Origin of the sequence: Streptomyces sp. NBC_00080 (assembly GCF_045041255.1) — a bacterium.
In the GTDB taxonomy this organism is placed as follows: Bacteria; Actinomycetota; Actinomycetes; order Streptomycetales; family Streptomycetaceae; genus Streptomyces; species Streptomyces coriariae.
Genome location: NZ_CP108235.1, coordinates 3,770,380 through 3,787,381, shown reverse-complemented (window position 1 = coordinate 3,787,381; position 17,002 = coordinate 3,770,380). Strand labels below are relative to the sequence as shown.

The following is a 17,002-nucleotide window of genomic DNA, read 5'->3' as shown; positions in this document are numbered from 1 at the left end:
GGGGCTGCCGCCCCCGGACCTCCGCTTCGGCCCCTGAAGGGCCTCGTCCTCAAGCGCCGGACGGGCTGAATGCACGCCAGGTCGGGCTGAATGCACGCCGGGACGGGCCGAGAGTCACGCGTTGGCGCCCAGGATGTTTTTCAGTTCCTTGGGGAGCAGGTCGTCGCAGGACTGTTTGGCCTCGTTGGTGAGGGCGTCGTTCGTGCAGGTGTAGTAGTCGCTGTAGACCAGCTGCGCGGTGAAGCTCGCGGCGACCAGCGCCAGGGCCAGGGACGCGGTGACCAGGCCGCTGACGGCGGCGGTCTTCTGGGGGCGGCCGGTGGGCTCCGGGGCGGGCGGGGCATCGGGGTCGGGGGTGCGGGGCTTGGCGCGCAGGGCGCTGATTCCCCAGTTCAAGGCCAGCGCGCCGAGCAGCAGGGCCACGTACGGCCAGCCGAAGAGCGCGAAGAAGAAGGCCCACATCCCGCAGAGCAGGGCATAGCGCGCGTGGCGCTGGGCGGGGTCGGTGGGGTCCCAGCGCTTGGCGGGGTCGGTGCCGGGTCCGCCGCCCTCGGGGGCGCCGCCGGGGCGCTCGCCGAAGCCGCCGGGGGAGCGGCCGGGCTGCTGGTCGCTCCACTGGCCGCCCCAGGGGGTGCGCCCGCCCTCGGGGGCGCCGCCCGCCGGGCGCCGGGGCTGCCAGGGACGGTCCGGGGTGCCCTCGGGGGGCGGGGCGAAGGGGTTGTCGTCCTCGGGGGGCGGGTTGTCGCCCGAACTGTCGCCCGAGGGGGCGTCGGGGGGAGAGGTTGGGCGCTCTCGCAGCAGCACGGCGCCGCGCTCCCCTCCCTGCCGTGACTGCGGAGGGAGCGTGAGGAGTCGCAGACTGCGGTCCGGCATCAAGTGGGCGTCTTCCCCTAGTGATCGGCCAGTGATCGGCTTTGGCTGATAATGAACGGTTTTGGGCTGGTACTGCCTGGCTGGGCCGTCACTTGCAGAACGCACCGCGTCGCCACCGCGTTCCCGAGCCCGCTCGCCCCAGACGCTACCTTCCGGCCACGCCCCCGTCCCGTGGGGGCCGCCCGGTGTGCCGGTATCGTTGCTGACGGTCGGCCGCTTCGTAGACTTCCCCGTATCCCGGGGCGCGAAGCATTCGTACGAATGTATAAACCGGCCGTGCAAACGCTTCCCCGAGAAAGGGCCCCCATCGTGGCCGCCAAGCCCGTGGCCAAGCGCCTCGTCGTGCTGGTCTCCGGATCCGGTACGAACCTCCAGGCTCTCCTCGACGCCATCGCGGCCACCGGCGCCGATGCCTACGGCGCCGAGATCGTCGCCGTCGGAGCCGACCGGGAGGGCGTCGAGGGGCTCGCCCGCGCCGAGCGCGCCGGGATTCCCACCTTCGTGCGCAAGGTCAAGGACTTCGGGAGCCGCGAGGAGTGGGACGCCGCGCTCGCCGAGGCGGTGGCCGCCCACGAGCCGGATCTCGTCGTCTCCGCCGGGTTCATGAAGATCGTGGGGAAGGAATTCCTGGCGAGGTTCGGGGGGCGGTTCGTCAACACGCACCCGGCCCTGCTGCCCAGTTTTCCCGGGGCCCACGGTGTGCGGGACGCGCTCGCGTACGGCGCCAGGGTCACCGGCTGCACCGTCCACTTCGTCGACGACGGCGTCGACACCGGACCGATCATCGCCCAGGGCGTGGTCGAGGTCCGGGACGAGGACGACGAGAGCGCTCTGCACGAGCGCATCAAGGAAGTCGAGCGAAGGCTGCTCGTCGAGGTCGTGGGGCGGCTCGCCCGCAACGGCTATCGCATTGAGGGACGAAAGGTAGTTATCCAGTGACCGCCGACAGCACTGTCACGGCAGAGAGCAGCAAGCGGGGCATCCGTCGCGCGCTCGTCAGCGTCTACGACAAGACCGGTCTGGAAGAGCTCGCGCGCGGGCTGCACGAGAACGGCGTCGAGCTCGTCTCCACCGGGTCCACCGCCTCCCGTATCGCCGCCGCCGGCGTCCCCGTCACCAAGGTCGAGGAGCTCACCGGCTTCCCCGAGTGCCTGGACGGCCGGGTCAAGACCCTGCACCCCAAGGTGCACGCCGGCATCCTCGCCGACCTGCGACTCGACAGCCACCGGCAGCAGCTGGACGAGCTGGGCGTCGCGCCGTTCGACCTCGTCGTGGTGAACCTCTACCCCTTCCGGGAGACCGTCGCCTCGGGCGCCTCCGAGGACGAGTGCGTCGAGCAGATCGACATCGGCGGGCCGTCCATGGTGCGCGCCGCCGCCAAGAACCACCCGTCGGTGGCCGTGGTCACCAGCCCGGCGCGGTACGCCGACGTTCTCTCGGCCGTGCAGTCCGGCGGCTTCGACCTGGCCGCCCGCAAGCGGCTCGCCGCCGAGGCCTTCCAGCACACCGCCGCCTACGACGTTGCGGTCGCCTCCTGGTTCGCGTCGTCCTACGCGCCCGTGGACGAGTCGCGGTTCCCCGACTTCCTCGGCGCCACCTGGGAGCGCAAGAGCACCCTGCGCTACGGCGAGAACCCGCACCAGCCCGCCGCGCTCTACGTGGACGGCAGCGGTGGCGGCCTCGCCGAGGCCGAGCAGCTGCACGGCAAGGAGATGTCGTACAACAACTACACGGACACGGACGCCGCGCACCGTGCCGCGTACGACCACGCCGAGCCGGCCGTCGCGATCATCAAGCACGCCAACCCGTGCGGCATCGCCGTCGGCGCGGACGTCGCGGAGGCGCACCGCAAGGCGCACGCCTGCGACCCGCTGTCGGCCTTCGGTGGCGTCATCGCCGTCAACCGGCCGGTCAGCAAGGAGCTGGCGGAGCAGGTCGCCGAGATCTTCACCGAGGTCATCGTCGCGCCCGACTACGAGGAGGGGGCGCTCGAGGCCCTCACCAAGAAGAAGAACATCCGGGTGCTCAGGGCGCCGCAGGGCCCCGCGGGCGCCGTCGAGCTCAAGCCCGTCGGCGGCGGCGCGCTGCTCCAGGTCACCGACCGGCTCCAGGCCGACGGCGACGACCCGGCGAACTGGACCCTGGCGACCGGCGAGGCGCTCGGCGCGTCCGAGCTGGCCGAGCTGGCGTTCGCCTGGCGGGCCTGCCGGGCCGTCAAGTCCAACGCCATCCTGCTCGCCAAGGACGGCGCCTCGGTCGGCGTCGGCATGGGGCAGGTCAACCGGGTCGACTCGGCGAAGCTGGCCGTCGAGCGGGCCGGTGAGGAGCGGGCGCGCGGTTCGTACGCCGCCTCCGACGCGTTCTTCCCCTTCCCCGACGGGCTGGAGGTGCTGGTCGAGGCGGGCGTCAAGGCCGTGGTGCAGCCCGGTGGTTCGGTCCGTGACGAGCTGGTCGTCGAGGCCGCGAAGAAGGCGGGCGTGACGATGTACTTCACGGGGACGCGTCACTTCTTCCACTGATCTTCCCCGATCGACGCGGCGGCCCCGGTCGTCTCTCCTGGAACCAGGAGGGGGACCGGGGCCGATGTGCGTTCATCCGCGGCGCAACGCGTGCGTCAGGGCGTGTGTCAGGTCGTGCGTGCGTCAGTGCGTGCGGATCACGATCGAGCTGCACACCTTGTCGGCGAACGTCTGCTTCTTGGCGTCCCAGGCCGGCCACAGCCAGCCCAGGTAGCACGCCAGGCTGTCCAGGAAGTGGGCCAGGCGGCGGACGAACGCCATGCCGACCCCGAGCGGCTGCCCGTCGATCTCCCGCACCAGGCGGATGCCCAGTGCCTTCTTGCCGACCGTCTGGCCGGTGCGGCCTTCCTGGATCAGCTGCCAGATCGCGAGGCCGAGCAGGGCGACGGCGCCGAGGGCCATCAGTGCCGGAGTGTCCTTGCCGATGATGACGAGGGCGTAGGGCACCGCGAACACCAGCATGTCGACCAGGGTGCCCAGGAACCGCTGGCCCCAGTTCGCGTACGGCGGCTGACCGCCGTAGCCGGGCTGCTGCGGGTAGCCGTAACCCTGCTGCGGATAACCGGGCTGCTGCGGGTAGCCGGGCTGCTGGGGGTAGCCGGGCTGCTGCGGCTGGCCGTACCCCTGCGGGGGGACGCCCTGCGGCGCCTGCTGGCCGTAACCGGGCTGGCCCTGCTGGGGGTAGCCGTAACCGGGCTGCCCCGGCTGGGGGTTCTGCGGCTGACCGTAGGGGTCGTTGGGCGGGCCGAAGCTCATGGCGATTTTCCTCCGTTGCACAAGCGGGGACGACGCGGAGTGCGCGGAGGAACATCTTCAGATGAGCGGTTTGCCCCCCAACACCGACCGCATACTGCGGAGACCCATCGTTCTTGGACAGGTGTGCTCCTGTCCAGCCGCATTCCGCAGGCTTTGTGCAAGTGCAACCTTCCCGATCATGGCCGAAACGGCACCGGGCGGACCCGTCGAGGGGGGTGGCCGGAGCCGGGTTCGCCGGTGCACGGGTTCATCCGGATTGGAACCGGGGGCCCGTCATCCGGGAGGATGGGTCCATGACCGCCCAGATTCTCGATGGCAAGGCCACCGCAGCCGCGATCAAGTCCGATCTGACCGCCCGGGTGGCGGCGCTCAGGGAGAAGGGCGTGACGCCCGGACTCGGCACGATCCTCGTCGGCACCGACCCCGGCAGCCAGAAGTACGTCGCCGGCAAGCACCGTGACTGCGCCGAGGTCGGCATCGCCTCCATCCAGCGCGAGCTGCCCGGCACGGCCACCCAGGAGGAGATCGAGGCGGTCGTCCGCGAGCTGAACGACGACCCCGCCTGCACCGGTTACATCGTCCAGCTCCCGCTGCCCAAGGGCATCGACGAGAACCGGATCCTGGAACTCATGGACCCGGCCAAGGACGCCGACGGCCTGCACCCGATGAACCTCGGCCGGCTGGTCCTCAACGAGCCCGCCCCGCTGCCCTGCACCCCCAACGGCGTGCTCACGCTGCTGCGCCGGTACGGCGTCGAGATCAAGGGCGCCGAGGTCGTGGTCGTCGGCCGCGGTGTCACCATCGGCCGCTCGATGCCGCTGTTGCTGACGCGGCGCAGCGAGAACGCGACGGTGACCCAGTGCCACACCGGCACCCGGGATCTCTCGGCGCACCTGAAGGGGGCCGACATCATCGTCGCCGCGGCCGGTTCCGCGCACCTGATCCGGGCCGAGGACGTCAAGCCGGGCGCGGCCGTGCTGGACGTCGGTGTCTCCCGCAACGCGGAGGGCAAGATCGTGGGCGACGTCCACCCGGACGTCCGTGAGGTGGCCGGCTGGGTCTCCCCGAACCCCGGTGGCGTGGGCCCGATGACCCGCGCTCAGCTGCTGGTCAACGTGGTGGAGGCGGCGGAGCGCAGTGTCGGCTGACGGAACGACCGGCAAGGCCGGGAACATCGACGAGAGCGACAGCGCCGACGGTGGCGGCACCACCGACACCGTCGGCACCACCAGCGCCGACGTCACCGAGGGCGTCGACGGCATCGAGGTGCGGGACCCGGTCAGCGCGCCCGACGCCGACGGGGTGCCGCGTCGCACCACCCGCCGCTTCCCGCTGTTCACCCGGGACACCGCACGCCCCGAGGGCGGCGGCCGGGCAGCGCCCGGTGACGCGCTGGCCGCCCGGCAGTGGCCGATCATCGTCGTCCTGGGCATCGTCGCGCTCGGTCTGCTGGTGACCGCACTCGACGTGTTCCGGATCGGCACGATCCTGATCGGCGTCGGGCTGCTGGTCGGCGCGGCGCTGCGCTGGCTGCTGCCCGGCGTCGGCATGCTCGCCGTACGCTCCCGCTTCACCGACATCGTGACGTACACCGTGCTGGGCACGGCGATCGTCCTGCTGTCGCTGATGGCGCAGCCCGAGCCGTGGCTCCAGATCCCCTTCCTGAAGGACACCCTGCACTTCACGGTCAGCAGCTGAGCCGGGCTCGGCCAGGCCGAACCGAGCGCAGCGCAACGCGTCGGCGGCCCGTCCCCATCCCCCGAGGAGGACGGGCCGTCGACGCGTTCCACGTTCCACCCTCCTGAACTGCCTGTTCAACAGTCGGCCGGTCGCTGTGGCACGGAAGTGACCGTTCCGCCACGGTGTGCGCGCCCCGCCACAGCCGCCCCCGCTCCGGGAACCGTCCGGCCGTCCCGCGTCGTCCCCCCAACGGATCGAAGGAAAGGTGGGCGGGATGGGCGCCTGGCAGCCGCTGCCGGACGGGCTGCCGTCCGAGGTACGGCACTTCGTGGAGCAGATGCGGCAGCTCAAGGACGGTACGGGTCTCAGCCTGGCCTCGCTCGGCGCGCGCACCGCGTACAGCAAGTCCTCCTGGCAGCGCTATCTCAACGCCGTCCAGCCGCCGCCCCGGCAGGCCGTCGCCGCGCTGTGCCGGGTGGCGGGTCTGGCCGGCGCGGACGCCGAACGGCACGTCGTGCGCTGGGAGCTGGCCGTCGAGGTCTGGCCGCGGCCGGTCTCGGCGAACCCGGCCGAGGAGTACCGGGACGACCCGACGATCCCCTGGTGGGACCGCCTGGAGGAGCCCGCTCCGCAGGCCCCGCCCCGGCCCGCCGGACGCCTGCTGCTGTATGCGGCCCTGCTTCTGCTGGCCCTGCTGTGCACCGCCGTCGGGGGAGCGGTCGTCTTCGGCTGATGTGCGTTCGTCGTGCGGATGTGCGTTCGTCGTGTCGATACGTTGACAGTTCGGGTATGTGTCCCGAATCGTCTCGTCATCGGGTCTAACGTGGCCAATGGGGGACTTGGCGGAGGGAGGGGGTTCGATGGCTCGCTGGAGGGCATTGCCCGGTGAACTCGACCCGCAGGTAAGGGAGTTCGCCGAGCAGTTGCGGCGGGTCGTGGACCGCACGGGACTGAGTGTCGCGGCGGTGGCCGACCGTACGGGCTACAGCAAGACGTCCTGGGAGCGGTATCTCAACGGCCGGCTGCTCGCCCCCAAGGGCGCGATCGTCGCGCTGGCCGAGGTCACCGGCACGCCCCCCATCCATCTCACCACCATGTGGGAACTGGCCGAGCGGGCCTGGAGCCGCTCGGAGGCGCGGCACGACCGGACCATGGAGGCCGTCCGGATCTCCCAGGCGCGGGCCGCGCCGGGGGAGTTCGGGCCGGCGCCCGATGTGCGCGAGTTCGACGCGGGCCGGATGGCGTTGACCCCGGGCGTCGCGGGACCGGCGGGCGTGTCACCGACCATGCCGGTGTCGCGGGAGACGCGCAGTTCGGCGGGGGGTGCCCCGGGCGGTTCCGGCCCGCGGCGCACGACACTGTTCCTCGCGGGGGTCGTGGGGGTGGTGACGATCGCCGTCGGCGCGTTCCTGCTGACCGACGGAGGGGACCCGCAGCAGGCGGTGGGCACCACCGGGTCGCCGTCGCCCGCCTCGGCCGCGCCGAGCACCGCCCTGCCCTCCGGGGTGCTGTGCGCCGGCGCCGACTGCACGGGCCGGGACGCGGAGGAGATGGGGTGCAGCGGCGACCTCGTGACGACGGCGAAGAGCGCGACGGTCGGGACGACCCTGGTCGAGGTCCGCTACAGCAGGACCTGCGGGGCGGCCTGGGGCCGGATCACCGGGGCCGCGCAGGGCGACGAGGTGCGGGTGACCGTGGGTCCGGTACGGCAGACCGGCGCCGTCAAGGTCGTCGGCGACGCGATCGCGTACACCCCGATGGTGGCGGTGAGGAGCGCTGCGGAGGCGACGGCGTGCGCGGTGCTGGCGTCGGGGCAGCAGGGGTGCACGCCCTGAGACGGCCGGACGCCGGGCCCGGTGCTGGGCCGAACGGGTGAGGGGAGCGGTGTCCGTGGGACCTGGCGCAAAAAAGTCGGAGCGGGCAGGAATACCGGCCCTCCGCCCCGGGCACGCGAACCGTACCCCCACGGGAGTCCGGCGCGACCCGGTACCCCCTCCACGGCGGCCGCTCGGTTCCACCTCTCCCGGACCGGCGGCCGCCGCCTTCCGTCCGGCCGGGGCCGCTCCGGCCGGGCAGCCGGGACCACTCTGTGGGACGGGCCACACAACCCCGGCCGCCCGGGATCCCGGCGGCGCGATAGCCTGACCGCTGGTTGGATCTCTTGATACCAAGAGATCGATCATTTGTACGTCCCACCAGGGGCAGGGACGCCCCACCGACAGCTGTCATACGGAGAACGCCATGACCCGCACTCCCGTGAACGTCACCGTCACCGGCGCGGCCGGCCAGATCGGTTACGCCCTGCTCTTCCGCATCGCCTCCGGCCAGCTGCTCGGCGCGGACGTGCCGGTCAAGCTGCGCCTGCTGGAGATCACCCCCGCGCTGAAGGCCGCCGAGGGCACCGCCATGGAGCTCGACGACTGCGCGTTCCCGCTGCTCCAGGGCATCGACATCAGCGACGACCCGAACGTCGCCTTCGACGGCGCCAACGTCGCCCTCCTCGTCGGCGCCCGCCCGCGCACCAAGGGCATGGAGCGCGGTGACCTCCTCGAGGCCAACGGCGGCATCTTCAAGCCGCAGGGCAAGGCCATCAACGACCACGCCGCGGACGACATCAAGGTCCTGGTCGTCGGCAACCCGGCCAACACCAACGCCCTGATCGCCCAGGCCGCCGCCCCGGACGTACCGGCCGAGCGCTTCACCGCGATGACCCGCCTCGACCACAACCGCGCGCTGACCCAGCTCGCGAAGAAGACGGGCTCGACGGTCGCGGACATCAAGCGGCTGACCATCTGGGGCAACCACTCCGCGACCCAGTACCCGGACATCTTCCACGCCACGATCGCCGGCAAGAACGCGGCCGAGACCGTGAACGACGAGAAGTGGCTTGCCGAGGACTTCATCCCGACCGTCGCCAAGCGCGGCGCGGCCATCATCGAGGCGCGTGGCGCGTCCTCCGCCGCCTCCGCCGCCAACGCGGCCATCGACCACGTGTACACCTGGGTCAACGGCACGGCGGACGGCGACTGGGCCTCCATGGGCATCCCGTCGGACGGCTCCTACGGCGTCCCGGAGGGCCTCATCTCCTCCTTCCCGGTCACCACCAAGGACGGCTCGTACGAGATCGTCCAGGGCCTGGACATCAACGAGTTCTCCCGGGCCCGTATCGACGCGTCGGTGCAGGAGCTGGCGGAGGAGCGCGAGGCGGTCCGCGCGCTCGGCCTCATCTGAGTCCTGCCGGCCGGTCCCTGACCGCTGCCGACTGTTTCTGATCCCCGGGTGGCTTCGGCTGCCCGGGGATCAGTGCGTTCCGGGGTCCGTGACGAGTTCCGCCAGCTTCAGGTACGCCCGGGTGGTCGCCGGGCGCAGCCGGCCGAGGCCGTCGAAGCCGGAGTAGCGCAGCGCCGGGTCGAACGGGATGCGGACTACCCGTTCGGCGTCCACGCCCAGGCGTTGCGGGAAGTCGGCGGGCAGCTGGCGGCCGGTGTTCCCCGGGCCGCCGACCACCACGACGGCGTTCCTCAACAGGACCCGTGACCGGTCCTCGGGCAACCGACGGAGCAGGTGTCTCGCGTCGCCGAGGGACGCTTCGGACGCGGTGCAGCACACGATCAGCTGGTCCGTCGGATCCAGGACCGCTTCGGCGGGCCGGTCCGAGCGCGACGGCAGGCAGTTGGTGAGCACGAACGCGTAGTAGGGATCGGCCAGGGTCAGCACCCGGGCGTACTCCTGCGCGTGTGCGGGATTGAGGTCGGCCCTGGCGCCGTACCCGGCGATCTCCAGACCGGAGTCCAGGCGCGTGGTCAGGGCCCGGATCCCCGCGTACGGGGTGTCGGGCGGCAGCAGCGCGATGTCCCGCGTCGTGGCCGTCACCGGGCCCCTCACGTAGATGTCCAGGGCCCGTTCGGTGGGCGGTCCGTCGAGGGCGAGGACGGGCTCGCCGCGCACGGTGGCCAGCAGGGAGCCGAGCACCACCGTCGTGACGGTCCGCCCGGTGCCCGCGTGGGTGCCGAGCACGGTCAGCCGCCGGCCCTGGTCCAGCGGGACGCGCAGCCGCTCCAGCAGCGCTTCGCTGTCCCGGCGGGCGGCGCCGAAGCGGGGCAGCCGCAGCGGGCTCACGGTCTCGGCCCGCACGGGCTCGGCGGGCGGCGGGCGCAGCGGCACCCGGGGGGCGAGGCGGATCGGCACCCGTGCCGGCGAGGAGTCCCGCACCGCGCGCGCCAGGCTGATGTACCGGGCGAGGACGTCCGCGATCTCCCCCGCCGCCGGGCGCACGGCGGGGAGCGGGTCGAGGCAGCGCAGGACCAGCAGGCGCAGGCTCTCCCAGCCGTCGCCCTGCCACAGGTGCATGCCGTCCGGCAGGCCCGGGGTGTTCACCCCGACCCGGCTGCTGATCAACTGGAGCAGCTCGCCCAGCGAGCGCATGTTGTCCTTGACGGTGGGGGCCGAGCCGGTGCCCTCGTAGCGGCCGTCCACCACGCAGTCCGACAGGTTGCCGAGCACCACCGTGCGCCGCAGTACGAACACCCCGTCGGCGCTCAGGTCGGAGAGCACGAGGCCGTTGAGATGGCACACGCTCAGCGCGCTCGACAGATGCCAGCCGACGAGGAGTCCGGTCAGCAGGTCGAAGGGGGCGCTGCCGTCCTCGGCGGCCACGGTCAGCAGTTCGGCGAGGCGCGGCGGCTGCTGCCGGAGGGAGCCCTCGTCGGCGATCGGGGCCATCGCCAGCCACGGCGGGCTGTCGTCGAGACCGGTGCCGAGCAGCTTGGGCGCGTACTGGCCGCCCAGCCGTTCGAGGACCCGGGCCTCCACCTCGATCAACCGCGCGTTGGCGGCCGGCAGATCGGGTCGCGGGGTACGCACCACGGCCGGTGTCCGGCGCTCGTCGACGCCCCAGTACGCCACCGTGCGGCGGCCGCGCCGCCGCCCCAGCAGCTCGTACGGGCCGATGCGCCGGGGGTCGGTGTCCGTGAGCTGCCCCCAGTCGTCGCTCAGGTCGGACGGCTGCGCGGGACGGGACGGTCCCGCCCCGCGGTCACGCCGTACGGTCGACACCCCGAGCCGGCTCAGCAGCCGCCGCTCCACCGAGGTGAACGGCCGATGCGAGCCCGGGAGTTCGGCCGAGCCGTCCGGATGCGCCAGCCAGGCGGGGAAGTCCGGCGAGTTTCCCGCCAGTTGCTCGAGGCGCCGTCCGATGCTGCGGCTGGTGCCGAGGAGTTCGGCCTGCGGAACGGCGTCCAGCAGCACCGCCTTGGACTCCTCGGTGAAGTCGAAGACCAGGTGCTTGGCGGGCAGCGGACCGGGCACGGGGGCCGGCGCGGGCCGGACCAGCCCGCCCAGGAACACCTCCGCCAGGTGTGACGTCGTCGCCGGCCACGGCACCGCCGACTGCACCAGACGCATCACCGGCACCGACAGCGGCGAGACCGCCGCCAGATGCGCCGCCAGCCGATACGCCTCCGGAGTGGCCGCGTCCCGGAAGTGCTGGGCGCTCTGCAGGTCACGGGCGGCGGTCACGGCCGCGTGCCGGGTCGGCCGGGACAGCAACGGCAGCTCCACGGTGGTGCCGGGCGAGGCGAGCAGCCGCGCCCAGTCGCCGAGCGCCCGGGCCGAGGGCTCCAGGACCGGTACCGGTACGTCGGCGAAGCGGGCCAGATCGGGTGGCAGCACCGGATCGGTGATCCGCCAGGACGTGTTGGCGCCGCCGATGCGCCGGGTCGTCGCCTGCCAGCGCTCGGCGTGGATGCCGGACGCCTCCCACATCTCCTGCGGCAGGGTGTGCAGCAGCGCCACCGGGCCGCGGGCCGCCCACGAGTGCAGCAGCGCGTACAGGGCCCCGTGCCGCCAGGCCCGGCCCATGCCGTCACTGACCACGAGCACCAGGGTGCGGCCCGTCGGGTCGTTGACGGTGGTCGTGGGCACGGGCGTGCTGTCCGGCTGGAAGGGGCGGACGTGCAGCCGGGGTTCGCCCGCGGAGCGGGTGTCCAGGCCGAGGACGCGGGTGGTGGCGAAGGCGCCCAGACGCTCCAGGAGGACGCGCAGTTCGGCGCCGAGCCGGTGCCACAGCAGCATCGACAGGCCGTCGTCGACGAGCAGGACCAGATGCAGCCAGCGTTCCTGCACCGGCCGCAGCACCACGTCCGGCAGCCGGGTCTCGGCGAGTTCCACGGCCGTGCGCTCCTCGTCGATCTCGCGCCGCCGACGGCTGGCCTGTCTGCGCCGCAACGGCCTGAGCGCACGGCCCAGTCCGAGCTCGTCGGTGAGCGCCTTGCCCTCCGGTACCCGCACCGGCATCGCCGACCGCGGCTCGGCCTGCCGGGCGGGCCGCAGTTCGGGCAGGGCGGGGGCCGGCGGACGGCGGGCCGACGCGTACAAGGAGGACGAGGTGAGGTCGGGCAGGTCCTCGCCCCGCGGTGGCGGCGCCGACCGCGGCGGGGTCTCGCCACCCGCCGGGGCGCTCGGCGGCGGGAGCGGCGGCTCCTCGGCCGGACGCAGCCCCCGGCTCAGCGGCGCGTCGGGGCCGGCCGGCAGCCGGCGGGCGAGCCAGAGCACGTCGAGGACCTGTTCCGCGTCCAGGTCGTGGCCGCAGGCCCGCAGGACCCGCAGCGCCTCGGCGAGCCCGCTGCCCCCGGACATCTCACATCGACCCGGTGAGCTGGTGCAGCACGGCGTCGAGCAGGCCCTCCGCGTCGAGGTCGACCCCGCCCGCGCGCAGGAAGACGGCGTTGAGCAGCTGGTCGGTGGCCAGCTCACCCGGCACGCGCCGCCGCAGGAACGCCTCCAGCAGGTCGTCGGCCGCCCGCAGCGCGTCCTGCCCGAGATGCGCGGCGACGATCCTGCGCAGCCGCTCCTCGTCGGGCACCGGCAGGTCCAGGCGGATGCAGCGGCGCAGGAAGGCGGGCGGGAAGTCGCGCTCGCCGTTGCTGGTGATGACGACGACGGGGAACTCGGCGCACTGGACGCGGCCTTGGTGCACCGGGACCGTGCCGCGGTGGTCGGCGGTCTGCACCTCGATGTCGGTGACGTCCTCGGGGAGCCGGGTCAGCTCGGGGATCTCGAAGACCCCCTCCTCGAAGACGGTGAGCAGATCGTTGGGCAGGTCGACGTCGCCCTTGTCCATCTCGTCGATGAGCAGGGCGCGCGGCACCTGGGACGGCACCAGGGCGGTACCGAGCGGGCCGAGCCGGACGAACGTGCCGATGGACGGCTCGCGTTCGCCGCGGTCGCGACTGAGGGTGGTCTCGCGCAGCCGTCCGATCGCGTCGTACTGGTACAGCGCCTCCTTCACGGTGGATCGGCTGTTGATGGGCCAGCGCAGCAGCTCGCCCAGCCGCAGCTCGTGCGCGACGGCCCGGGCCAGGGAGGACTTGCCGGTGCCGGCGGGTCCGGTGACCAGCAGGGGGCGGCGCAGGTGCAGCGCGGCGTTGACGACGTCCGCGTGCTTCGGCTCGATGAGGTACGGCAGTTCCTGGCGCCCGGCCCCGGTGGGCCCGAAACGGCGCCACGGCGGGGCCGTGGGCAGGGCGACGGCACGGGGCACGCCGTCGCCGCGGAACAGGTGCCAGTCCGCTTCGGCGGCGGAAGTCATGTGCTCTCCTGGGGGTCGGTCAGGTGCAGCCGGGGTACGGTGCGGTCGGCGTCGGCCCAGGCCAGGACGGGCCGGCCGGGATACTCCAGCGGGCGGGCCAGAGTGTTGGCGCGGTAGGAGCGCACCCCGTCGGGCAGCTCACGGGTGGCCACCTCCGCCAGGCGCTCCACCACATGGCCGTCGGCGTCCCGGTCGCGGTCCCACACGACGACCGGGACGCCCACCGCGAGGCAGATCTGCACGACGCGGTCCCGGAGGGCCGGGTCGGCGGCGACGGAGACACGGACCGTGTCGAGACGGCCCATCAGTTCGTAGTAGATCTTGTTCGGATCGAGCGTGGCGTCCGAGACGACCAGCGTCGTGCCGGAATCGAGCCGGCTCCAGCGGCGCCGCCAGTCGGGGAGAAAACGCTCGTGCCGGCGCAGAAGTTCCGGACAGTGCACGACCAGCGGGAACTCGACGCCGAGGACGCCGGGCACGATCTGGTCCGGGGTGTGTCCCTCCCACTCGTCGATGGGCAGGTTGAGGCCGGTCCGGTCCACCAGCACCTCCACCAGGGGGCGTTGCCCGTCCACGGCCGACGGTCCCAGGGTCTCCAGGACCCGCAGCAGCTCGCGGGCCGCCCCGGACGCCGAGTACGACACGGACGTGTCCGTGGAGACCTGGCGCGGCCCCGCCCCCTCGTCGCACCAGATCCGCAGCCGGTGACGGCCCGGCTCGGCCCGGCCCACCTGAACCAGGACACGGGTGCGCAGGGAGCGGCCGCGCAGCACCCGGCCCCACTCCTGGGCGTCCGAGCGCCGCTCGCCCATCGCCGAGCGCGGGATGCCGAGCCGGGCGGCCACCCCGTCCGACCACAGGCGCACGCCCGCCCGCTGCGTCCCGCACAGCTCGCCGAAGTACTCCACCGCGCGCAGCAGCGCCGGGACCCGGGGCTCGCCGTCCTCCGCGCGACCGTCGCCGGGCAGGGTCTCCAGGTGGTCGATCAGCGCGTCCAGCGTCCCGCCGCCCGGAAACGCGGCCGCCAGGGGCAGCGCGGCCCGCACCGCCTCGGCGAACCGGCCCACCACCTCGTGGTCGAGGCGGCGCAGCAACTCGTGCAGCCCGTGCAGCTCCCGCGTGGAGAGCAGCCGCGGCACGCCCGAGAGCCGGCCCGCCGCCTGGATGCGGTCGACGGCCTCGGGGTCGCGCCGGTCGCGGCGCAGCAGCCCGATCAGGGCGGGCAACGCCCGGGGCCGGCTCAGGAGGAAGGACACGAACTCCTCGACCGTGGGCGGGGTGACCTCGCTGCCGGGCGGGACACCGCACTCCCAGGCCAGCCGGCGGGCGATGCCGCCGCGCTCGCTCGCCGTGGGCACGGCGCTGTCGATCTCCTGCATGAGCACCACGAACGCCGGATCGTCGAGGCCGACGGGCGCCGGCTCCGTGCTCTCCAGGGCTCCCACGGCACGCAGTTCGGCCTGGACGGTCTGCCAGGAGAAGCCCCAGCTGCGGCGGATCAGGTCCTGGGGGTTGAACGGGCGGGGCTGCCCGGCGGTGTCGACGGGCGGGACGAAGTAGTGGGCGACGAGCAGGCCGACGACCGCCTCGTCGTGCAGCGACCACAGCGGTCCGCCGCTGAAGCCGCGGCTGACCGCCATGCCGGTGGCCTCACCGTCGAAGTAGGCGACCGGCCCACGGTCGGTCTTGACCTTCAGGTCGGCGAAGGTGTCCTCGCGGCCGCTGCAATGCCAGGCGCGCACCGCCTGCCCGGCCCGCAGTACGGCCCGGCGGGGTGGCGCGGGGGCGCGGCCGGACGGGGCGTCGATCCGCAGTACGGCGAGGTCGCCGAACCACACGTCGGTGCTCTCGGACACCGGGCCGCCGTCCCGGTCACGCGGCGCGATCCAGTGCGCGACCCGGGCGGGGCAGTGCTCGGCGGAGTCCCACTCCCCCCGGAGGACGACGCGCAGTGCCACGGGGCCCGGTGGCCGGGTCTCCAACAGGGACCTGCCGAGGGCGTCGTTCACGACATGGGCGCAGGTGAGCACCAGGTCGTCGCCGAGCAGGAGACCCGCCCCCGACCAGTCGCCGGTGTCCGCCCCGCCGACGGACACCGGGGCCGGTTCCGCACCGTTCCCGTGCCCTTGCGTCCCCCCGAACCAGCCCATGGCTCACTCCGCGCCGGGTGCCGGTTTCCAGGAGGCGGTGACGGTCAGATGCGCCTGCCCGTTCCCGCCCACGATCCCGAGCTTCAGGTCCTGCCCGATCTGGACACCGAACGTGACGCTCAGCTCGGCGGGCGGGTCCGGCACGGCCGAGACGACGTCGTGCACCTCCTGCAGCAGCGGCCCGAGCGGCTTGAGCGCGGCCTTCAGCGCCCCCGCCGCGAAACTGGCGACGGCGGCGCCACCGGTGGCCACGGGGACGGCCCGGCCCATGCCTTCGGGGAGGCCGTCACCGCCCGCCGGGACGGGCGCGGCCCTGGGCGTGAGGAGGAATCTGACGGGCGTCCCGTCGTCCAACTCTGCCTCTGCGCTTATCGGTTCGGCCACGCCGACATTGTGATCGACGAGACGAAAACGGACCAGACCGCCGCATCGAACAGGAGCGCTCCGCGCTCCGGGGCCTTGCTGTCCCGCACGGGGACGAGGGCGGGGACGCCTTCGGCGACTTCGAGGCAGTTGCCGCCGTCCGGGTTGCTGTAGCTGGACTTGCGCCACGTGGCGGTGCTCAGGTCGATGGCTCGCACGGCACTTCCTCCAACATCCGCAGGATGAACTTCCGCGACTCGACCGGGGAAAGAGCCAGGTCGCGCATCAAATCGTACGCACGTTGTAGCCGCTCAACCGATACGTTTTCCTCGATCAGTTCGCCACGGTGAGCGGTCTCGACGTAGGCGACGGTAGTGCCGTCCAACAGCCGCAGGAACATCGTGTCGGTGTTCACCAGTCCGTACAAACCCGAGCTCTGGGGTAGCACTTGGAGCGTGACGTTGGTGCGCTCAGACACTTCGAGCAGGTACTCCAGTTGATCCCGCCACCCCTGGGTGTCACGCATCGGCGTGCGCAGTACCGCCTCGGACAGGATGGCCCGGAAAGGTGGTGCGTCCTCTCCTTCAAGTAACTTCTGTCGACCCGTGCGGGCTTCGATCTGCTGATTGAGATCCTTGCCCTTGAGGCCGCCCAGAGCGAGCACCTCCCGTGCGTATCCGGGCCTCTGGAGGAGACCTGGCGTGACGCTCACGGAGAACTGCCACAAACTCACCGCCTCCGCCTCCAGCACCATGTACCGCCGGTACTGCTCCCGGAACTGGCTCGGATCCGCCAGCGCCAGTTCCCACAGCGTCAGCAGCAACCCCGGCGTGCCGTAGTGCTGGTCCAGCGCCTCGACGATCTCGGGGCTGCCCAGCGACTCCCCGCTCTCCATCTTGCCGAACGTGGACGGGTCCCAGCCCAGCCGCTCGCCGACCTGCCGCAGGCTCTCCCCGCGCGCACCGCGCAGCAGCCGCAGCTCCTCGGCGAACCGGCGGCGCGGTTCCTGGCTCCGTCCGGTGACCACTCGTCGCGATGGCATCGCACGCTCCTCGGTGTAACCCCTGGAACAC

15 protein-coding genes are annotated in these 17,002 nt (G+C 72.8%); 7 read left to right on the top strand and 8 right to left on the bottom strand.

What is annotated here, in order from left to right; genetic code table 11:
* Positions 1-114 precede the first annotated feature (114 nt).
* Positions 115-873 carry a hypothetical protein gene (locus tag OHU34_RS16670; protein ID WP_230194863.1) on the bottom strand — a complete coding sequence of 253 codons (759 nt, stop codon included), beginning with the start codon at positions 871-873 and terminating at the stop codon, positions 115-117.
* Positions 874-1,182: 309 nt separating this feature from the next.
* Between OHU34_RS16670 and purN the strand changes: the two genes are divergently transcribed.
* On the top strand, positions 1,183-1,812 hold the full coding sequence (gene purN, locus OHU34_RS16665; RefSeq protein ID WP_142265809.1) for a phosphoribosylglycinamide formyltransferase: 630 nt from the start codon (positions 1,183-1,185) through the stop codon (positions 1,810-1,812).
* Entirely contained in the window at positions 1,809-3,392 is a 1,584-nt protein-coding gene (gene purH, locus OHU34_RS16660; protein ID WP_142265810.1) for a bifunctional phosphoribosylaminoimidazolecarboxamide formyltransferase/IMP cyclohydrolase, read from the top strand. Before purN ends, purH begins: the two co-directional genes overlap by 4 nt.
* A gap of 123 nt (positions 3,393-3,515) precedes the next feature.
* Here the strand turns inward: purH and OHU34_RS16655 are convergent, their stop codons facing one another.
* The gene (locus tag OHU34_RS16655) at positions 3,516-4,148 is read right to left on the bottom strand and encodes an RDD family protein (protein WP_142265811.1); all 633 of its coding nucleotides are present in this window, start codon (positions 4,146-4,148) and stop codon (positions 3,516-3,518) included.
* Between the two features lie 293 nt (positions 4,149-4,441).
* Between OHU34_RS16655 and OHU34_RS16650 the strand changes: the two genes are divergently transcribed.
* From OHU34_RS16650 to OHU34_RS16630, 5 genes are all read left to right on the top strand, one after another.
* Positions 4,442-5,296 (top strand): bifunctional methylenetetrahydrofolate dehydrogenase/methenyltetrahydrofolate cyclohydrolase, encoded by an 855-nt coding sequence (locus OHU34_RS16650; protein WP_142265812.1) that lies wholly within the window; start codon positions 4,442-4,444, stop codon positions 5,294-5,296.
* Complete coding sequence (locus tag OHU34_RS16645) at positions 5,286-5,846, top strand: DUF3017 domain-containing protein (protein WP_405766989.1); 561 nt, start codon at positions 5,286-5,288, stop codon at positions 5,844-5,846. The genes OHU34_RS16650 and OHU34_RS16645 overlap by 11 nt, the downstream gene beginning before the upstream one ends.
* Positions 5,847-6,102: 256 nt before the next feature.
* Positions 6,103-6,561, top strand: coding sequence for a helix-turn-helix transcriptional regulator (locus tag OHU34_RS16640; RefSeq protein ID WP_142265813.1), 459 nt, complete (start codon positions 6,103-6,105; stop codon positions 6,559-6,561).
* A 145-nt stretch (positions 6,562-6,706) separates the two neighbouring features.
* Positions 6,707-7,663, top strand: a complete 957-nt coding sequence (locus OHU34_RS16635; RefSeq protein WP_142268013.1) for an XRE family transcriptional regulator — start codon at positions 6,707-6,709, stop codon at positions 7,661-7,663.
* 406 nt (positions 7,664-8,069) lie between these two features.
* On the top strand, positions 8,070-9,059 hold the full coding sequence (locus OHU34_RS16630; RefSeq protein ID WP_020131101.1) for a malate dehydrogenase: 990 nt from the start codon (positions 8,070-8,072) through the stop codon (positions 9,057-9,059).
* Positions 9,060-9,128: 69 nt separating this feature from the next.
* On the opposite strand, the gene OHU34_RS16625 is transcribed toward OHU34_RS16630, so the two are convergent.
* From OHU34_RS16625 to OHU34_RS16600, 6 genes are read right to left on the bottom strand one after another with little or no spacing between them, the layout of a single operon-like run.
* Positions 9,129-12,464, bottom strand: a complete 3,336-nt coding sequence (locus OHU34_RS16625) for an SAV_2336 N-terminal domain-related protein (protein WP_405766986.1) — start codon at positions 12,462-12,464, stop codon at positions 9,129-9,131.
* Between the two features lies 1 nt (position 12,465).
* Positions 12,466-13,416 carry a MoxR family ATPase gene (locus tag OHU34_RS16620; RefSeq protein WP_142265815.1) on the bottom strand — a complete coding sequence of 317 codons (951 nt, stop codon included), beginning with the start codon at positions 13,414-13,416 and terminating at the stop codon, positions 12,466-12,468.
* Positions 13,413-15,566 carry a trypsin-like peptidase domain-containing protein gene (locus OHU34_RS16615; RefSeq protein ID WP_230194856.1) on the bottom strand — a complete coding sequence of 718 codons (2,154 nt, stop codon included), beginning with the start codon at positions 15,564-15,566 and terminating at the stop codon, positions 13,413-13,415. Before OHU34_RS16615 ends, OHU34_RS16620 begins: the two co-directional genes overlap by 4 nt.
* A gap of 3 nt (positions 15,567-15,569) precedes the next feature.
* Positions 15,570-15,950 carry a CU044_2847 family protein gene (locus OHU34_RS16610; RefSeq protein ID WP_230194855.1) on the bottom strand — a complete coding sequence of 127 codons (381 nt, stop codon included), beginning with the start codon at positions 15,948-15,950 and terminating at the stop codon, positions 15,570-15,572.
* Positions 15,935-16,147, bottom strand: a complete 213-nt coding sequence (locus tag OHU34_RS16605) for a DUF397 domain-containing protein (protein ID WP_142265817.1) — start codon at positions 16,145-16,147, stop codon at positions 15,935-15,937. The genes OHU34_RS16610 and OHU34_RS16605 overlap by 16 nt, the downstream gene beginning before the upstream one ends.
* Positions 16,129-16,971, bottom strand: a complete 843-nt coding sequence (locus tag OHU34_RS16600; protein WP_142265818.1) for a helix-turn-helix transcriptional regulator — start codon at positions 16,969-16,971, stop codon at positions 16,129-16,131. The genes OHU34_RS16605 and OHU34_RS16600 overlap by 19 nt, the downstream gene beginning before the upstream one ends.
* Positions 16,972-17,002 lie beyond the last annotated feature (31 nt).